This window comes from Mucilaginibacter sp. L3T2-6, assembly GCF_030519355.1.
GTDB lineage: Bacteria > Bacteroidota > Bacteroidia > Sphingobacteriales > Sphingobacteriaceae > Mucilaginibacter.
On sequence record NZ_JAUMKC010000007.1, the window covers coordinates 97,664 to 114,698 of the forward strand.

Here is a 17,035-nt window from a genome sequence, read left to right on the forward strand (position 1 = left end):
ATTTACAGCAATTAATAGCAGTCTACTCAATAATTTAAACAAATCAGTACAAATAACTAACAATATTAAATATGATAAACAGGGAGATTATCAACATGTTAACACTGCTTTAATCCAAAAACCCGACCATTGTGCTTCATATTAGACTTGTTCCGGACGACAAATATTTGCTCTGGCAACCTCCGCTATTCATTTCGGGTTTGACTTTCGCTACTTTTCCAACTTCCCATCTAAAACACCTACCTTTGAAATCGGCATGCATCTGAAACAGTTATCGGTTATCAACTTTAAAAATTACGCAGAAGCGGAGTTATCCTTTAGTGCAGGAGTTAACGTTTTTACCGGGAACAATGGCGCGGGAAAGACCAATCTGCTGGATGCTATCCATTATTTAGCGCTGTGCAAAAGCTATTTCAACCCGATCGATAGCCAGCAGATAAAACAAGGGTCCGACTTTTTTATTATAACCGGGACCTTTAACCGTAACGGGAAAACCGAGAACGTTGCCTGCTCGGTAAAGCGCAACCAGAAAAAGCAGTTTAAGCGCAACAAAAAGGACTATCAGCGCCTGGCCGACCATATCGGCCTGCTGCCGCTGGTAATGGTATCGCCTTATGACATCAGCATTATTATCGAGGGAAGCGATGAGCGCCGTAAATTTATTGATAATGTAATATCGCAAACAGACAATGCTTATCTGGACGAGTTGCTTATATATAACAAGGTTTTAGCCAACCGCAATGCACTGCTAAAGCAGATTGCCGACACCGGCCGCTACGATGCTGCATTGCTGCAAATACTGGATGAACAACTGGTAGCATCAGGCAACCGTATTTTTGAAAAGCGGAAGGCTTTTATGGAAATATTTACAAGCATATTTAATAAACATTACAGCTTTTTAAGCGAGGATGCAGAGCAGGTAGATATGATATATGAGTCGCAATTACTGGAAAATGATTTTAGTACATTGCTTAAAAAGAACCTGGAAAAAGACCGTGGCCTTGAGCGTACCAACGCAGGGATACATAAGGATGACCTGGTTTTTGCTATACACGGCATGCCTATGAAAAAATTCGGTTCGCAGGGTCAGCAAAAATCCTTCCTGATCGCTTTAAAGCTGGCACAGTACAGTTTTTTAAACCAGCAGAACAAATTTAAGCCGATATTGCTGCTTGATGATATATTTGATAAGCTTGATGACCGGCGCGTTACCAAACTGATGCAAATGATATCCAATCATGATTTCGGCCAGGTTTTTATTACCGATACCAGCGAAAGCCGCGTTCGGGAGATATTCGATAATATAGGTGTGGATATAACGCTTTTTAAAGTAAAAGGGGGTGAGATTGATGCGTAAGGCCAACGACAAATCGATTAAAGACGCCATTGAGCAGATGCTAAATGTTTATAAGCTGAAACGCCGGTTTGATGAAACATCGGTAGTAGCGCACTGGCCCGAGATTGTAGGTAAGCCCGTTGCCAACCGTACTAAAGAACTATTTGTGCGCGATAAAAAGCTATTTGTACGCATAGAATCGTCTGTTGTAAAAAACGAAATGCTGCTTATGCGGCAACAAATAATAAATAAGATAAATGACGAGGCTAAAAGCCTTGTAATTGAAGAAATTATTTTCCTCTAGACCATCTTGGGAAAAATGAACGGAAGTTCAAATCGTCGCTCATGCGAGAAAAAGCAAGGATGAACAGGCCAGGCAACACAAATGCCAGCTGCGCTTCAGGGTGAGTTCTGTATAATAATATAGTGCCCGAGACCAATACTATAATAAGCAGCAGATACAATATATACTTAAGCAGAAGTCTCATTTTCGTTTCGGTTTAAAAATTGGAAGATGCTTTTTTACAAAGCACAAGCAACCAATCAATTATAAAGTTAAACACATTTATTTATAAAACAAAATCAACGGGATGTTTTTATCTGACAGAACATCCCGTTAATTATTGATTTAGAATTTTTCGAAAGCCGAAAAGAAGAAGTCGCCTTCTATTACTGCGTTTTCATCAGAATCGGAACCATGTATGGCATTAGCCCCTATCGACTGCGCAAAGCGCTGGCGAATAGTTCCTTCCTCTGCTTTCGACGGATCGGTAGCGCCTATTAGCTTACGGAAATCCTCAACTGCATTGTCTTTTTCCAGTATGGCTGCTACAATCGGTCCTGATGACATAAAGTTCACAAGCTCGCCGTAAAAAGGGCGCTCTTTGTGTACTTCGTAAAATTTTCCGGCAGTGTATTCAGTCAGCGCCACATATTTCATAGCATTGATCTTAAAGCCTGCCTTTATTATCTGGTCCAGAATTGCACCAATGTGCCCGCCTGCAACAGCATCGGGCTTAATCATTGTAAAAGTTTTATTAGTACTCATTTTATATATGTGTTGTGGAAGTCCATCCCCAACAGCTTATAATTCAATACAGATGCAATAAGCATGCCCATTTTTTCTGCCCCTAAACAATAAGCTATCAGACCTGAACAATTTGGCCGCAAAAGTAGCTTTTTGCAATTGAAACATAAAGGCTTTTACATTAATTAACGTTTTGTATTTGATTTATTTATTTAGCTTTGCAACTCTTTTTTTAAAATTAATGTTAGATACAGCCTCGCTTATAAAAATCTTAGCGCAGCCGCAAAAAATAGTGATTACTACCCATCATAAGCCCGATGGCGATGCTATGGGTTCGTCGCTGGGATTGTATAATTATCTTATACAGCAGGGGCACCATGTAAAGGTTGTTACACCCACCGACTATCCTGATTTTTTAGCCTGGTTGCCGGGGAACGGTGAGGTAATTATTTACACAGAAAATGTGGAACAATCTGCCGGTTTGATTGCCGATGCGGATTTAATTTTCTGCCTGGATTTTAATGCCCTGAACCGGATTAATGAAATGGGAGAATTGGTTGCCGAAAGCACCGCGGTTAAGGTGATGATTGACCATCACCTGGAGCCTCAGGATTTTGATGACTATCGATACTGGGATATCAACGCCTGTGCTACGGCGCAACTCATTTATACATTTATTACGGAAGAACTGGATAACGCTAAGCTGATTAACAAAGACGTTGCTACTTGTTTGTATACCGGCATCATGACCGACTCCAAATCGTTTTCGCTGCCTAATACCACTTCGGATGTGCACCGCATTATTGCCGGCTTAATGGATGCCGGCGCTGTAAACTGGCATATATACGATCAGGTCTACAATAATTCATCCGAAAACAGGTTACGTTTCCTGGGTATTTGCTTGTCAGAAAAACTGGAGGTACTGCATGATTTTAACACAGCCATTATAACGGCTAATAAAGAAGATCTGCATAAATATGAGGTTATAACCGGCGACACGGAAGGTATTGTTAATTATGCCCTGTCGGTAACGGGTATTAAACTGGCGGCTTTTATAGTGGAGCGGCCTGATAAGGTAAAGCTTTCGTTGCGGTCGAAGGGGGAATTTCCGGCGAATGACATCTGCAAGAAATATTTTAACGGTGGCGGTCACCGCAATGCTGCGGGTGGCATATATGAAGGCACCCTTGAGCAAGCTGTAAATCAATTTAAATCAATATTACCTGAATATAAAAAACTATTAATACAGTAAAAGAAAAATGAAAAAACAATTGATGTTTTTGGCGCTTGCAGCCATTGGTTTAGCAAGTTGCAATGGTGGTTACAATAAGTTGGGGGCAGGAATGACCTACAAAATTATAGATGACAAGTCGGGACCAAGTATAAAAGAAGGAGACTATGTATTTTTCAACTTCAACATAAAAAATGATGCTGACTCAGTGCTGCAAAGTTCGTTCGGCAAAGGTATGCCGCAATATGCCCCTATGCCAAAAGTTGTAAGCGGCAAAGGTAATATTATGGAAGCCTTTTCTTTTTTAAGTGAAGGAGATAGTGTTGTAATTAAACAAGAAATAGACAGTGCTTTTAAAGGCCGCCAAAAGCCTCCATTCTTAAAAGGTAAATATTTAGTTTATGAAGTCAAGGTGGAAAAGGTTATTGCAAAAGGAAACCTGAATGACCAGGTTTTCCAGGGAAGGATATCTGACTACGCCAAGAAGATGGAGGATGCGCTGAAAGCTAAAGAACCCGCCGATATTAAAAAATATATTGCTGATAACAAGCTTAAGGTTACCACTACCAGTTCGGGTTTAAATTATGTTATCACCAAAGCTGGATCTGGCCCTGTAGCGATGGTTGGCGATACTGCTGTAGTGCACTACACTGTTAAAAATCTTGCCGGCAAAGTTTTTGAAACCAGCGTTAAGGATGTTGCGGTAAAAAACAAAATGCCGATTGACCCAAGAAATCCTTACAAGCCGCTAAGGTTCCCATTAGGTACACAGGGCATGATAGCCGCCTGGAATGAAGCCTTTCCATTATTCAATAAAGGGACCCAGGCTACTTTAGTTGTGCCATCATCACTCGCTTATGGTGAGCAAGGCAGCAGAGAGATTGGTCCGTTTACTCCATTGGTGTTTGACGTTGAACTGGTTGATATTATCAAACCGAACCCGCCAAAACCGGCTGCCCCACCGGCGTTAACGCCTAATGCCGCACCGGCGCCAAAAAAATAAATTTAAATTATAACGCCCCCGTAACGGGGGCTTTTTTTGATATGAGAAAATATATTTCAGTTGCTTTAACTCTTGCGTTCGGACTGGGTGCGTATGCGCAAGACGGCCTTCAGCGCACGCCGAAAGGTGCGCTTTACCAGGTATACACGCATAATACCGGTGAAAAAATAAAGGATGGCGATATCATCACCTTTCAGTATATACAGAAAACGGATAAGGATTCGATACTTTACAGTACTTATGTAAGCGGAGCGCCCGGCAAAGCGAGGATACAGCCCTCACAAAACCTGGCTGATCTGATGGAGATTTTCCCGCTGTTAACCGTTAACGACAGCTTGCTGGTAAAAATACCTACCGACTCCCTGTTTAAAGGACACGAAGAAGCCCGTCCGCCATTTTTTCCAAAAGGAAGCAACCTGAACTTCACTATCAAAATTCTGAAGGACCAAACCATGGAAGCCTTCATGAATGATTTGAAAGCAGCGGAAACAGCAAGCGCTGATAAATATATTGCCGACCATAAAATTACCGGTTTGCAAACCACAGCAAGCGGACTTAAATATGTGATTACGCAACTATCAGCTAAACCAAAGCCCGTACTTGCCGATACCGTGCTGGTTAATTATACCGGGCGCGGTACTGACGATAAGGTTTTTGATACCAGCATTGAATCTGTTGCGAAAGCTACAGGCATAGCAGAGCAGCAGCAGGGACGCAAATATGAACCAATAAAGGTTGTTATTGGCGCCCAGCCCGGTCAGGATGGCGCTGTGATAAGCGGCTGGAACGAAGGCCTGCAATTGTTAGGTGAGGGGTCAAAGGCTATGTTTGTAGTTCCTTCCGCACTGGCTTATGGACCGCAAGGCAACCAGGGTATAGCACCATTCAGCACACTGATTTTTGATTTAGAGGTGGTAAAAATTATACACCCCAAAGCACCGGCCAAGGCAGCGCCAAAACCTGCAGCGAAACCGGGGGCAAAAAAACCGGCAGTGCATAAGAAAGTCACTACAAAGAAAAATTAGATGAAAGCCTCCTGATAACCCGGGAGGCTTTTCTATTTTTGCACCATGTTGCTTACGGATACCCATACCCACCTGTATTACGAGAAAGACAAAGCCAAACAGGCTGCGATGATTGAGCGGTGCAGGCAGAATAATATCAACCGCCTGTTTCTGCCGAATGTGGATGCTGAATCGGTTGCTATGGTTTATGGGCTACATGAGACTTATCCGGATATGTGTTTTCCGATGCTGGGCCTGCACCCCTGCGATGTTAAAGAGGGATGGGAATATGAACTGGAGCAGATAAAAGCCACTTACGGCAAACATAAAATATATGCCATCGGCGAAATCGGGATAGATTTGTATTGGGATAAAACGACCTTGCCGATACAGATACAGGCCTTTAAACAACAGATAGCCTGGGCGAAATCGCTGAAATTGCCGATTGTAATTCATTGCCGCGATGCCTTTGACGAGGTGTTCGCCGTGTTACAGGAAGTGCAGGGCGAAGATCTGTTCGGGATATTTCATTGCTTTACAGGGAATACGGAGCAGGCGCAGAAAGTCATCAGCCTTAATTTTTATTTGGGTATTGGAGGGGTGGTTACATACAAAAATTCGGGATTGGACAAGGTCGTATCTCAAGTTGACTTAAACCATATAGTTTTAGAGACGGATTCTCCGTACCTTACGCCCGTTCCGTACCGTGGCAAACCTAATGAAAGCTCATATTTAACTTACATCGCCCAAAAGGTGGCGGAACTGCATCAAACCGACCTTGAAACTGTGGCCGCTGTCACTACAGAAAATTCAAAAAAGGTGTTTGGTATATGAATTAATTTTTCGACAGCAGTATTTTTAAGAACCTAACAATAATGAGTGAGATATTGATCATTTATACCGGGGGGACAATTGGTATGATGAGCGACCCGCAGACGAAGGCGCTCAAGCCGATCAATTTTGAGCAGATAATGGAGAATGTGCCCGAGCTGGAAAAACTGAACTGCAAAATAAAGGTGCATTCATTTGAACAGATCATTGATTCATCTAACATGAATCCGGCCATCTGGAGTGAGTTAGCCACCCTTATAGAATCGAATTATGATGAGGTTGACGGTTTTGTTATCCTGCATGGGTCGGACACCATGGCTTTTACCGCTTCGGCGCTGAGTTTTATGCTTGAAGGCCTGGGCAAGCCGGTGATTTTTACAGGCTCGCAGCTCCCCATCAGTGCTATCCGTACCGATGCTAAGGAAAACCTGATGACCTCTATCGAAATCGCTAAAGCTAAAAAGCACGACCGCGCCCGCGTACCCGAAGTTTGTATCTATTTTGACTACAAGCTATTCAGGGGAAACCGATCGTTTAAATACAATTCATCCAAATTTGAAGCGTTCCGTTCGCCTAATTATCCTATTCTGGCTGAGTCCGGTGTACATCTGCGTTTTAGCGTGAATGATATCCGTCACCCTAAAGAAGGGGAAATGCTGAAAGTGCACAAAAACCTGGTAAGCGATGTAGCGGTGCTGAAACTATATCCGGGCATTAGCCCAAAGGTGGTGGAGACTATACTTACTGCCGACGTTCGTGGCATTGTAATGGAAACATTTGGCGCAGGTAATACAACCACCGACCAATGGTTTGTCGACCTGCTTAAAACGGCTATCGACAGCGGTAAGGTAATATTGGATATTTCGCAATGCAAAGTTGGCACCGTTGAGCTCGGCCGTTATGAAACCAGCAAGCAATTAAAAGATATAGGCGTGGCTAACGGTTACGATATGACCTATGAATCGGCAGTTACTAAAATGATGTATCTGCTGGGCCAATTTAAAGACCCGCAACAAGTTAAAGAGTACCTGGAGACTGATATAAGGGGGGAAATTACGGTTTCGTAAACAAAAATTTCTGATGCAGGTGAGCAAAACTTCGCATATCCGGACCATGCGTTTTTTCACGATTGTTGCGACAATTTCAAGTACCGAGCACTTCCCGGGCATTTAATATGCTGACTATTTGTTAGCAGTCAATTCAATCGGCCTAACCGCCAGGTTCAGCAGGCTGCCAATTCAGCCGGCAGACGAATAACCATGGATGTTGGCGACCTGTAAACGCCAACCATTCACTCCTTATAATCCCGGTGTGCAATGGTCTTAAATAGGCCAACCCTTTCGCATGCTAATCTTATCCATCGGGGGCTGGATGCGGTCCTGACGGTTATTATTACCTGTAAATGTTGGTGAGAGTGAGATGCTATTGTAATAAATCCCTTTTCCGGTACGTATGGGTTATAAAACCCTTGTATTTTTGCTGTTAATATTTGTTAAAATTTTTAACATTCATAATAGTAATCATAATATTGTGGTTAATTAAATAATGCCTATTAATAAACATACATGAATAGAACTTTTACGCCCCCCGATATCTTTCGCATGACAGCCTCCCGGTTTCAAAAATCTTTGTTTTCGGTCCTGTTTTTATCATTGGTGATTTTAATCAGTAGTTGTAAAAAGAAGGATACAACCACTACAACGCCAACATCCACACTTCCAACGGTAACGACAGCAGGCTTGGTTATCAACCTTACTTCAACAACCGCACAGGCTGCGGGCACAGTAAGTGAACAGGGTTCAAGTACCATTACAGAAGCAGGTATTTGCTACAGCGCTACTAACAAAACGCCGGTTATTACAGATGCAAAAGTCACCGGCAACGTAACCAATCCAACCTACCCAATCGATTTCACGGCCGATTTAACCGGTCTTACCGCAGGCACCGTTTATTATGCCCGCGCCTTTGCCACTAACAGCAGCGGAACAGCCTATGGAAGTGTTATTACTTTTACTACCAGCACAGGGGCTTCCGGCTTCACTACTACTGTTAGCACGTTTGCAGGAACCGGCACAGCTGGCAGCAATAACGGCGATGGTATAATTGCTACATTCAACAATCCACAGGGCGTAGCTGTTGATGCTTCCGGTAAAGTATACGTGTCTGATTCATTCAACAACAGCCTGCGTGTCTTAACCGCAGGAGGAATAACTGCCAACTTCGCTGGAAACGGAACACTCGGCTATCAGGACGGGAACGCTGCCGAGGCAGAATTTTATGGCCCGCATGGTTTGGCTGTGGACGGCTCGGGTAATATCTACGTAGCCGATCTGGGTAACAACGTTATCCGCAAAATTACTCCCGCGGGTGTGGTCAGTACGTTTGCAGGCAGCGGAGTGGCCGGTTTTACCAATGCCACCGGAACTGCCGCAACGTTCAACAACCCAAGCGGCGTGGCTGTTGATGCTGCGGGCAATGTTTATGTGGCAGACTATGGCAATAATGCCATCCGTAAAATTACGCCCGCAGGTGTAGTAACTACTCTTGCAGGCTTTAAAAGCGGCGGTTTTGTTAATGGAACAGGAACTGCCGCCGGGTTTAAAAATCCAAACGGCGTGGCTGTAGATGCTTCCGGAAACATCTACGTGGCAGACCAGGGTAATTCAGCCATCCGTAAAGTAACCGCGGATGGTGTGGTAACAACTGTTGCAGGCGGACCATCGCAAACTCAGCTTTTAAATTTCCCTGTAGCATTGGCGCTTGATAAAGATGGAAATATTTACGTAGCCGATGAAACAGGCCGCATTATTATCTGTACAACCACTAATGTGTTATATGTGTTGGCGGGCACTGCAGGTGTAACCGGTTTTACAAATGGCGACGGTGCAACAGCGACATTCTACAATCCGCAGGGCATTGCGGTTGATGCAAGCGGCAATATTTATGTAGCCGATCAGAACAACAATGCCATTCGTAAACTGACTGTAGTAAAGAAATAGATCAAAGAAAGCTAAAGCTGAAAGCTGAAATTTTTAAGCCTAACACTTTATCTTTTACATTGGTATTAAGCCTTTAGCTTCTCTAACGCGTAAAACAGCCCGGTGCAGTGTAAAGCCTGGGCTATTTTATTATCGGCCAGCAATTGTTTTACCTCATCAATTGTAAAGGTCTCGACAATTAACTCTTCATGGTCATCAAAATTTTGCTCCTGCACATGTTTGCCATTGCGCGCAAGGAAGCAGGAAGTAGAGTTATTTGCGGTTGACGGGTTAGCGTATACAGTTGACAACAATTCAAAGTCGTCAAACAAATACCCTGTTTCTTCAAGCAATTCCCGCTTTAAGGCCTCTTCGTTTGATTCGCCGGCTTCAACTACACCGCCGGGCAACTCGAGAGACACAATACCTGCTGCGTGGCGGTATTGGTATACCATAATTATTTTGCCATCATCTGTCAGGGCAACTGCATTCACCCAGTTAGGATATTCTAAAACGTAGTAGTCTTCTACAACGCGGCCGTCGGGCATTTCGCAGCGATCGCTGCGCAGCGTGGCCCAGGGGCCTTTATGTAAGTAATGCGATGAAAGTTTTTTCCAGGTTAGTTCTTCGTGCATAGTGCATATTAACCGGCGTAAATAAGGCCGGCGACACAAAAATAGACGTAATGTACTTGTTTTTCGAAAAAAAAGGGAACAAGCGCCGACTTGTTCCCTTTAAAGGCACGCATAGCATGTAATTATTTCATGCTTTTTTGAATCTTGGTAACGGCATCAAGGTGCATTTGTACTACCGGGGCTGTTTTAGCGGCAAATGCTTTTAAGTCGCTGTCGGTACATTTATCGGCGCCCATCTTCATCATGTCAAGAACTTTTTTATGCCCGTCAACCATCGCATCAACGTAGGCTTTATCAAAGTCCTTGCCAGAAAGTTTCGACAGGTCATCCATTTTTTTCTGATGCTCAGCGTCCGGCGCGGTAGGCAAAGTGATGTTTTTTTGCTTTGCAATAGCCATCAATTCGTCATTCGCCTTACTATGGTCTTTAACCATCATATCGGCAAAGTTTTTCACCTGGGCATTTGTAGCTTTTGTTTGAGCCAGTTTGCCCAGGGCAACTTCAGCCAAACCGGCATTTGCCGCATCGGTGGCAAATTTTGAATCATCTGTGTTAACAGCCATTGGAGTTTTAGACATGGTGTCCTTCTTGGTGGAATCCATGCTGGTAGTATCCTTGGCCATATTCATACTGTCTGCATTGTCTTTAGCGTCCTTATGTCCGCCGCAGCTCTGAAATGTAAAGGCTGCTAATGCGATTATCATCGCAAAACTTAACTTCTTCATAGGTTTTATAGTTTGTTGTGTGTATAAATGTTCAAACAAACGACACTTGTTAAAGTTTTAACCTATAAATAAAAAATCATCGTTATAATTTCTATCTACTCTCAGGGTACCTTTGCATCAGCTCAGTTCTTTCATCAGTTTATCAAAAGCTTCCCGTAATTCAGCAAGGTCTGTTTCCAGCTTTGTAACCCGTGCCTCAAGGCCTGCGCGGCCAATAGACGCGTCGTCATTAAAATCGTCATCGGTAAACTCGGGAACGCCACTAAACAGGTGTGCGTAACGCGCTTCTTTCTGGCCGGGGCGCTTAGGTAGCTCCATCAAAAAAGGCAACTCCGGGCTGCTCAGTCGCTCCAGTTTTTCCTGCACCTCCTCGATGGATTCGAATTCATACATACGGCCGGAGTTAGTGTTTATTTCCCCCGGCGTTTGTGGTCCGCGCAGCATAAACAGGCAGATAATAGCTACTTCAGCCGGAAGCACAGGATAAACGATGGCAAAATTGTGCTTATATTTTACAACACGGTTGGATCCGCCGGTGGCTGTGGAAACCAGTCCCCGTCTTTTAAGGGTATTCAACGCCTGGGCAACGGTGTCTTCGTCGTAATTAACCACCGGCCTGCGCGATGTTTTCTGGTTGCAGGCAAGGGTAATGGCATTAATGGTCATTGGATAATAATCAGGCGTCGTTTTGCTTTTTTCCATTAGTGAGCCAAGCACGCGTACTTCAACGGCGTCAAGTACAGGCAGAGTTATTGGTGAGTCCATTTTGTAAATATATAGCTGTATTTCTAATTTTTAAGCGATGTTTTAGCATTTTTGGGTTGCGTCTGACTCCGAAAGTTTAAGGTAATTATTTCACAGATAAAAACTGTGACTTTTGTTAATACGCCGCTCACTACCACCCCAACCATTCTTATAATGTGTATTATGATTATTCGTTGTACAGCTTGCGGGGTGATGCCAAGGTCTCGGGTGCTGAATTTGGGAATACCTGCATATTTGGTGGCAAAGCTTAACCGTAGAAATCCATTCAAAATCAATGACATAGCCCGATATTCCCGACAACCTGCCTAAAATCACCGATAAACACTTCGTTTTAATGTATCAATCGACTAAAAAGGGTCACAGACAGGGAAAAAACCGTTTGGCGTTCAAAAATGGCTATATGTCTACAATGGTTGCCCTGTGGTCTAATATATTTTCCCGGGTAAAAAAATGGGTGTTCCTTTGGTCATTGAAAACAAAGAACAACAAAAATTTAACCGCTAAATATAACGTCATGAAAACATTAATATTAACCGCCGCCCTTTCAATAGCTACAGTAGCAGCTATCAGCAATACAACTTTTGCAGTCGATGGAAACACAGGCAAAGCCGCTACAGTGCTAACCGAAGTAAATAATATCAATGCCATTGAAGTTCATGGTAATGTCGAGGTTTATGTATCAAATGGCAACGCCGACCAGGTAAAGGTTTACAACGAATACTATTCAGACAATGCTATGGTGCAGGATTCAAAAGGCACATTACGCATTGCATCATACGGCAATCAAAAACTAACCGTTTGGGTTACCGCTAACCAGCTGCAAAAACTGAGCGTTTATGATAATGCTACCGTAAAATCATTCGGTAAATTATCAGCAATCGACCTTGATGTCGAGCTTTATAACAACGCTACCGCTAACCTTAGTCTTGATACCTTCGGTACAGCCGTAACATTGAACAACAACGCTAAAGCCGAGCTTGCCGGTAACGTAACCAACGGATTTGTTAAGTTTGACAATGCTGCTGCCTTGAAGACAGCAGATCTGAAAGTACAGCACCTGGTAAAAACTGAAAATACTGCGAAGGAAGAACTTACAGAAATCGCCGCTCTTTAATTTTTAACTCCATCATATATAAGTCGAAGTCCTCCCGTGTTTCCGGGGGGACTTTTTTATTACAGGTGGGAAATGGCACCTATGATTATCATATATCTCTGCAATTAAATTTGTTAAATGTCTCATCCTTGCTTTAACCCAATGTTAAATATCATTAATAACGGAGCAGGTTGTAATTGTTTGGCTATTTTAGCAGTATAATACGGGTTGGTTAACATGTGCTTTCTGACAACCTAAATCCTCTGTTCTGAGAGGACTGGTGGACGAGAATGCTGCCGGGACGGGAAGCCAACCAACCTGAACATTTAAGTATTTGCTGGTCACAATTGATTAAAGTTATGAGCCCATCCGCGAAGAAAATTATAGTCAGATCCCTTAAAATAACCGGTATCACCGTTATAAGTACTGTTGTGCTGCTTTTTGCACTGCCCTGGCTGTTCCCGCAAACGGTAAGTAATAAAATTAAACAGTTCGTTAACGGCAGTATAAACGGTAAGCTGGAGTTCTCTAAAACAAGTCTCTCTTTTTTTAAACACTTTCCCAATCTTACGCTTACGCTCTACGATGTCGATCTTAACGGTAGCGCGCCTTTTCAGAAAGACACGCTGGTGGCTGCGAAAGAAGTTTCGTTCGGGATCGACTTAAGCACACTTTTTCGATCAAAGCTCACCATCAACAAAATATTCCTTGATAATGCCTTCATCAATATCCAGTCGGACAGTGCAGGGCGCGTTAATTATAACGTTTACAAGGGGGAGAAAGATGCTAACCCGGCAGACACGTCCGGCGCATCATTAGGCATTAACCAGATTTTGATTAATAACAGCCGTGTGGTTTATAACGACCGCTCGCTGCCTATGAAATTTGTAGCCCGGGGCGTTAAATATTCCGGCAAGGGCGATTTGACCAAAGATATTTTCGACTTGTATACGCATACCGAAATACAGTCAGTTGATTTTTATTATTACAATGTGCCATATGTGCTCAACAAAAAGCTGAACGCTGATCTGATAACCAAGATCAACACCAAATCGCTGGCTTTCTTCTTCCAGAAAAACGACCTGTTGCTTAACAAGCTGCCTGTTAATTTTATTGGAAAGTTCGCGTTTTTGAAGAACGGGTATAGTTTGGATTTCCGTATTAATTCGAATGAGAGCGACCTGCGCGATATGGTAACGGCCCTTCCGCCTCAATATTTAAAATGGCTGGAGAATACAGATGTAAAAGGCACCGGGAACATCAACTTTAAGCTGGCCGGATTATACAACGCTGCCGACAGTACCCTGCCCGACCTTAGTCTGAAAATTAAAATCCGCAACGGCTACATCAATAACCGGAAGGCCCCATCTCCGGTGAGTAACCTGTACATGGATTTTGAGACCGCGCTGCCCGGCCTCGACCCAGACAGTCTGAAAGTGAACCTCGACTCGCTACACCTGAATATGGGAAAAGACTATTTAAATGCCGTGCTAAAGTTAAAGGGCGCTACTAATCCATTGATCTATGCCAAACTGAACAGTGAAATGGATCTGGAGAAATGGAACCGTGCATTCGGCATCAAACGGGTAGATTTGAAAGGACAATACGCTGTGCACCTGCTGGCCCAGGGCAAGTATGCCACCGCCATAAAAAAGGACCGCCGCAAACACAAAACGGATACTGTTATAACCAGCATACCGAAATTTAATATAGCATCGTCATTCACCAATGGCTATATCAAATACGCAAATGTGCCTGAAGCAATAAAAAATATCAGCTTTAAAATGAGTGCAGGCTGCCCCGATAATCATTACGAGCATACCAGTTTTACCATAGAAAACTTAAACGCCAATGTGCTGGATGATTTTATCAAAGGCCATTTTAAACTGACGGCCGCCCCCGGTTTCCCAATGGACCTGACCCTGCAATCAAAATTTAACCTGGCTGATATCAGAAAGGTTTATCCGCTTGATAGCCTTGGTGTTTCGCTGGCAGGCAACTTTACAGCTGATCTGCAAACCAACGGAAAATATCTGCCTGCAAAAAAGGTATTCCCCGTTACCAAAATCAATATGGTGCTGCAAAACGGGCAGATAAAGACGAAATACTATCCGCATCCAATCGAAAACATACAAGTAAGCACCAATATCATTAACACTACGGGCACGCTGGCGGGGGTGAAAATGCTTATTAAACCGGTGTCATTCAGCTTCGAGGGTAAGCCTTTTTATCTCCGTGCCGATTTAAAAAACTTTGATAATATCGATTACAAAATAGCCTCATCCGGAACATTGGATGTGGGCAAAATATACCAGGTATTCGCTGTGAAAGATTATAACGTACGGGGACTAATAAAAACCAGGCTTTCATTAAACGGAAAACAAAGTGATGCCGCGGCTGGTAACTTTGCGAAGCTGCACAACTCCGGCTCGATGGATGTGCGCAGTTTGTCGCTTACCTCGTCGTTATTCCCCAAGCCATTCTTAATTAACAAGGGTATATTCAGCTTTAAAGATGATAAGATGATGTTCGATGACTTCAATGCCAATTATGGCAATTCGGTCATCACTTTGAACGGAGCGTTATCAAATGTAATTGAGTATGCAACTAAACCCGGCGCCGTACTAAAGGGTACGATGAATTTTGGAAGTCCCGAAATTATTGCGGATGACTTTATGGCCTTCGCCAGCACCTCGCCAACGCAAAGCGGACACGCAGGGTCGGCAACTTCGGGCGTAATTATGGTACCAAAAACACTTGATCTAAATTTTACGGCCGATGTAAAAAAAGTGAGATACAATGGCCTTAAATTAACTGATGCCAAAGGACAAATGGCCATCTGCAATGGGAAGATCATTTTAAAGCAAACCGGGTTTAATATCATCGGCACGCCGGTAATCATGGATGCGACGTATAGGGCGCAAAGTGAAAAAAATGCAGCTTTTGATTATCATATTAACGCCAAAAACTTCGATATCAAACGGGCTTATAATGAGATTAAGCTGTTTCGGGACATGGCCAGTGCCGCCAAAAACGCACAAGGCCTGGTATCGCTGGATTATAAGCTTGCGGGCCGGCTAAATGCCAATATGCAGCCGGTTTACCCGTCGCTGAAAGGCGGAGGCGTATTATCTGCTGAGAAAGTGGCATTTCGTGGATTTAAACTGTTCAGTTCGGTAAGCAAGCAAACCGACCATAAAATAGATACCGGCGATGCAAAAAAAGTAAACATCGAAACTGCTGTTGCCAACAATATCATCACTATAAAAGAAACCAAGATGCGCATGGCAGGGTTCCGGCTGAAATTCGGCGGGCAGGTTAGTTTTGATAACAGGCTAAACCTCCAATTCAGATTGGGTTTGCCACCTTTTGGTATTTTCGGTATTCCGATGACAATCACCGGCACCGAGGATAACCCTAAGATAAAGTTGGGCAAGGCAAAAAAGGATGATGAGATAAAGGAGACGGAGGATAACGGGGAATGACACAGTTAGCGCATGGCACATCAAGGATCACTCAAGAAGTTAAACCTGTCGCTTTGAACAGGTGTTTCTGTCAGCACAAGGCGCCGATCTCCGATCATATAAATGGTATTGTACCCCATCCGTTATTTATCCGTAATTTTGCCCGACATGAAAAAATCCGAGCCCACCATTCTTGTTGTAAACGATGACGGTATAACTGCCCCGGGTATTAAAGCTTTGATGGATACTATGGCCGAAATAGGCAGGGTAGTTGTTGTTGCGCCTGATAGCCCTCAGTCTGGCATGGGGCATGCCATTACAATAGGCAAACCATTGCGGCTGGATAGCGTGGAAATCTACGAAGGTATAGAAATGTATAAATGCTCCGGTACACCCGTAGACTGTGTTAAACTTGCCGTAACTAAAATATTTAAAGGTCAAAAGCCCGACCTTTGCGTTTCAGGTATCAATCATGGCTTGAATAATTCCATCAACATCTTGTACTCCGGCACCATGTCGGCGGCGGTTGAGGGCGCGATAGAAAGTATTCCGTCGATTGGTTTTTCCCTGGATGACTACTCACTTCACGCCGATTTTTCGCACTGCCTTAAGTTTGTGAAGGAAATCGCACTACAGGTTTTACAGAATGGCCTGCCGACCGCCTCTTTGCTTAACGTAAACTTTCCGCCGGGCGGTGGCATAAAAGGAATAAAAATTTGCCGCCAGGCCAGTGCCAAGTGGGCCGAAGAGTTTGATGAGCGCACAGACCCATACAAACGCCCTTACTACTGGCTCACCGGCGTCTTTCAGAATAATGACCATGGTGAGGACACTGACGTATGGGCGCTGCAACACCATTATGTTTCGGTAGTGCCTGTTCAGTTTGATATGACGGCGCACCACGCAATTCCTGTATTGAATGGATGGCAATTTAATGTTTAAT

15 protein-coding genes are annotated in these 17,035 nt (G+C 43.6%); 11 read left to right on the forward strand and 4 right to left on the reverse strand.

What is annotated here, in order from left to right; genetic code table 11:
- The first annotated feature begins 256 nt into the window (after positions 1–256).
- Both Q3W13_RS10040 and Q3W13_RS10045 read left to right on the forward strand, forming a co-directional pair.
- Positions 257–1,357: a DNA replication/repair protein RecF gene (locus tag Q3W13_RS10040; protein WP_302863404.1), complete on the forward strand. Its 1,101-nt coding sequence runs from the start codon at positions 257–259 to the stop codon at positions 1,355–1,357.
- A complete protein-coding gene (locus Q3W13_RS10045) occupies positions 1,350–1,640 on the forward strand; it encodes a DUF721 domain-containing protein (RefSeq protein WP_302863407.1) in 291 nt (96 codons plus the stop codon). Before Q3W13_RS10040 ends, Q3W13_RS10045 begins: the two co-directional genes overlap by 8 nt.
- A 324-nt stretch (positions 1,641–1,964) precedes the next feature.
- On the opposite strand, the gene Q3W13_RS10050 is transcribed toward Q3W13_RS10045, so the two are convergent.
- On the reverse strand, positions 1,965–2,384 hold the full coding sequence (locus Q3W13_RS10050) for a nucleoside-diphosphate kinase (protein ID WP_302863409.1): 420 nt from the start codon (positions 2,382–2,384) through the stop codon (positions 1,965–1,967).
- 220 nt (positions 2,385–2,604) lie between these two features.
- On the opposite strand from Q3W13_RS10050, the gene Q3W13_RS10055 reads away from it, so the two are divergent.
- The 6 genes from Q3W13_RS10055 (at position 2,605) to Q3W13_RS10080 (ending at position 9,431) form a co-directional block, all read left to right on the forward strand.
- The gene (locus Q3W13_RS10055) at positions 2,605–3,615 is read left to right on the forward strand and encodes a bifunctional oligoribonuclease/PAP phosphatase NrnA (protein WP_302863411.1); all 1,011 of its coding nucleotides are present in this window, start codon (positions 2,605–2,607) and stop codon (positions 3,613–3,615) included.
- A 7-nt stretch (positions 3,616–3,622) separates the two neighbouring features.
- Entirely contained in the window at positions 3,623–4,597 is a 975-nt protein-coding gene (locus Q3W13_RS10060) for an FKBP-type peptidyl-prolyl cis-trans isomerase (protein ID WP_302863413.1), read from the forward strand.
- 41 nt (positions 4,598–4,638) lie between these two features.
- Complete coding sequence (locus Q3W13_RS10065) at positions 4,639–5,622, forward strand: FKBP-type peptidyl-prolyl cis-trans isomerase (protein ID WP_302863414.1); 984 nt, start codon at positions 4,639–4,641, stop codon at positions 5,620–5,622.
- A 45-nt stretch (positions 5,623–5,667) separates the two neighbouring features.
- The gene (locus Q3W13_RS10070) at positions 5,668–6,435 is read left to right on the forward strand and encodes a TatD family hydrolase (RefSeq protein ID WP_302863415.1); all 768 of its coding nucleotides are present in this window, start codon (positions 5,668–5,670) and stop codon (positions 6,433–6,435) included.
- 41 nt (positions 6,436–6,476) lie between these two features.
- Positions 6,477–7,499 carry an asparaginase gene (locus Q3W13_RS10075; protein ID WP_302863417.1) on the forward strand — a complete coding sequence of 341 codons (1,023 nt, stop codon included), beginning with the start codon at positions 6,477–6,479 and terminating at the stop codon, positions 7,497–7,499.
- 498 nt (positions 7,500–7,997) lie between these two features.
- Entirely contained in the window at positions 7,998–9,431 is a 1,434-nt protein-coding gene (locus tag Q3W13_RS10080) for an NHL repeat-containing protein (protein WP_302863419.1), read from the forward strand.
- Positions 9,432–9,496: 65 nt separating this feature from the next.
- On the opposite strand, the gene Q3W13_RS10085 is transcribed toward Q3W13_RS10080, so the two are convergent.
- From Q3W13_RS10085 to Q3W13_RS10095, 3 genes are all read right to left on the reverse strand, one after another.
- Entirely contained in the window at positions 9,497–10,045 is a 549-nt protein-coding gene (locus Q3W13_RS10085; RefSeq protein ID WP_302863420.1) for an NUDIX hydrolase, read from the reverse strand.
- Between the two features lie 122 nt (positions 10,046–10,167).
- The gene (locus Q3W13_RS10090) at positions 10,168–10,770 is read right to left on the reverse strand and encodes a DUF4142 domain-containing protein (protein WP_302863421.1); all 603 of its coding nucleotides are present in this window, start codon (positions 10,768–10,770) and stop codon (positions 10,168–10,170) included.
- 117 nt (positions 10,771–10,887) lie between these two features.
- Complete coding sequence (locus Q3W13_RS10095) at positions 10,888–11,535, reverse strand: YceH family protein (protein ID WP_302863422.1); 648 nt, start codon at positions 11,533–11,535, stop codon at positions 10,888–10,890.
- Between the two features lie 514 nt (positions 11,536–12,049).
- Here Q3W13_RS10095 and Q3W13_RS10100 point away from each other — a divergent pair.
- From Q3W13_RS10100 to surE, 3 genes are all read left to right on the forward strand, one after another.
- Entirely contained in the window at positions 12,050–12,649 is a 600-nt protein-coding gene (locus Q3W13_RS10100) for a DUF2807 domain-containing protein (RefSeq protein WP_302863423.1), read from the forward strand.
- 338 nt (positions 12,650–12,987) lie between these two features.
- Positions 12,988–16,113: an AsmA family protein gene (locus Q3W13_RS10105; RefSeq protein ID WP_302863424.1), complete on the forward strand. Its 3,126-nt coding sequence runs from the start codon at positions 12,988–12,990 to the stop codon at positions 16,111–16,113.
- A gap of 147 nt (positions 16,114–16,260) precedes the next feature.
- Positions 16,261–17,034, forward strand: coding sequence for a 5'/3'-nucleotidase SurE (gene surE, locus Q3W13_RS10110; RefSeq protein WP_302863426.1), 774 nt, complete (start codon positions 16,261–16,263; stop codon positions 17,032–17,034).
- Position 17,035 lies beyond the last annotated feature (1 nt).

Bases quoted from the DNA above. Each gene is read 5' to 3' on its own strand.
- Q3W13_RS10090 (WP_302863421.1), bottom strand. From the start codon at position 10,770: ATGAAGAAGTTAAGTTTTGCGATGATAATCGCATTAGCAGCCTTTACA.
- Q3W13_RS10075 (WP_302863417.1), top strand. From the start codon at position 6,477: ATGAGTGAGATATTGATCATTTATACCGGGGGGACAATTGGTATGATG.
- Q3W13_RS10045 (WP_302863407.1), top strand. From the start codon at position 1,350: ATGCGTAAGGCCAACGACAAATCGATTAAAGACGCCATTGAGCAGATG.
- Q3W13_RS10085 (WP_302863420.1), bottom strand. From the start codon at position 10,045: ATGCACGAAGAACTAACCTGGAAAAAACTTTCATCGCATTACTTACAT.
- Q3W13_RS10070 (WP_302863415.1), top strand. From the start codon at position 5,668: ATGTTGCTTACGGATACCCATACCCACCTGTATTACGAGAAAGACAAA.
- Q3W13_RS10065 (WP_302863414.1), top strand. From the start codon at position 4,639: ATGAGAAAATATATTTCAGTTGCTTTAACTCTTGCGTTCGGACTGGGT.
- Q3W13_RS10040 (WP_302863404.1), top strand. From the start codon at position 257: ATGCATCTGAAACAGTTATCGGTTATCAACTTTAAAAATTACGCAGAA.
- surE (WP_302863426.1), top strand. From the start codon at position 16,261: ATGAAAAAATCCGAGCCCACCATTCTTGTTGTAAACGATGACGGTATA.
- Q3W13_RS10080 (WP_302863419.1), top strand. From the start codon at position 7,998: ATGAATAGAACTTTTACGCCCCCCGATATCTTTCGCATGACAGCCTCC.
- Q3W13_RS10055 (WP_302863411.1), top strand. From the start codon at position 2,605: ATGTTAGATACAGCCTCGCTTATAAAAATCTTAGCGCAGCCGCAAAAA.
- Q3W13_RS10095 (WP_302863422.1), bottom strand. From the start codon at position 11,535: ATGGACTCACCAATAACTCTGCCTGTACTTGACGCCGTTGAAGTACGC.
- Q3W13_RS10060 (WP_302863413.1), top strand. From the start codon at position 3,623: ATGAAAAAACAATTGATGTTTTTGGCGCTTGCAGCCATTGGTTTAGCA.
- Q3W13_RS10105 (WP_302863424.1), top strand. From the start codon at position 12,988: ATGAGCCCATCCGCGAAGAAAATTATAGTCAGATCCCTTAAAATAACC.
- Q3W13_RS10100 (WP_302863423.1), top strand. From the start codon at position 12,050: ATGAAAACATTAATATTAACCGCCGCCCTTTCAATAGCTACAGTAGCA.
- Q3W13_RS10050 (WP_302863409.1), bottom strand. From the start codon at position 2,384: ATGAGTACTAATAAAACTTTTACAATGATTAAGCCCGATGCTGTTGCA.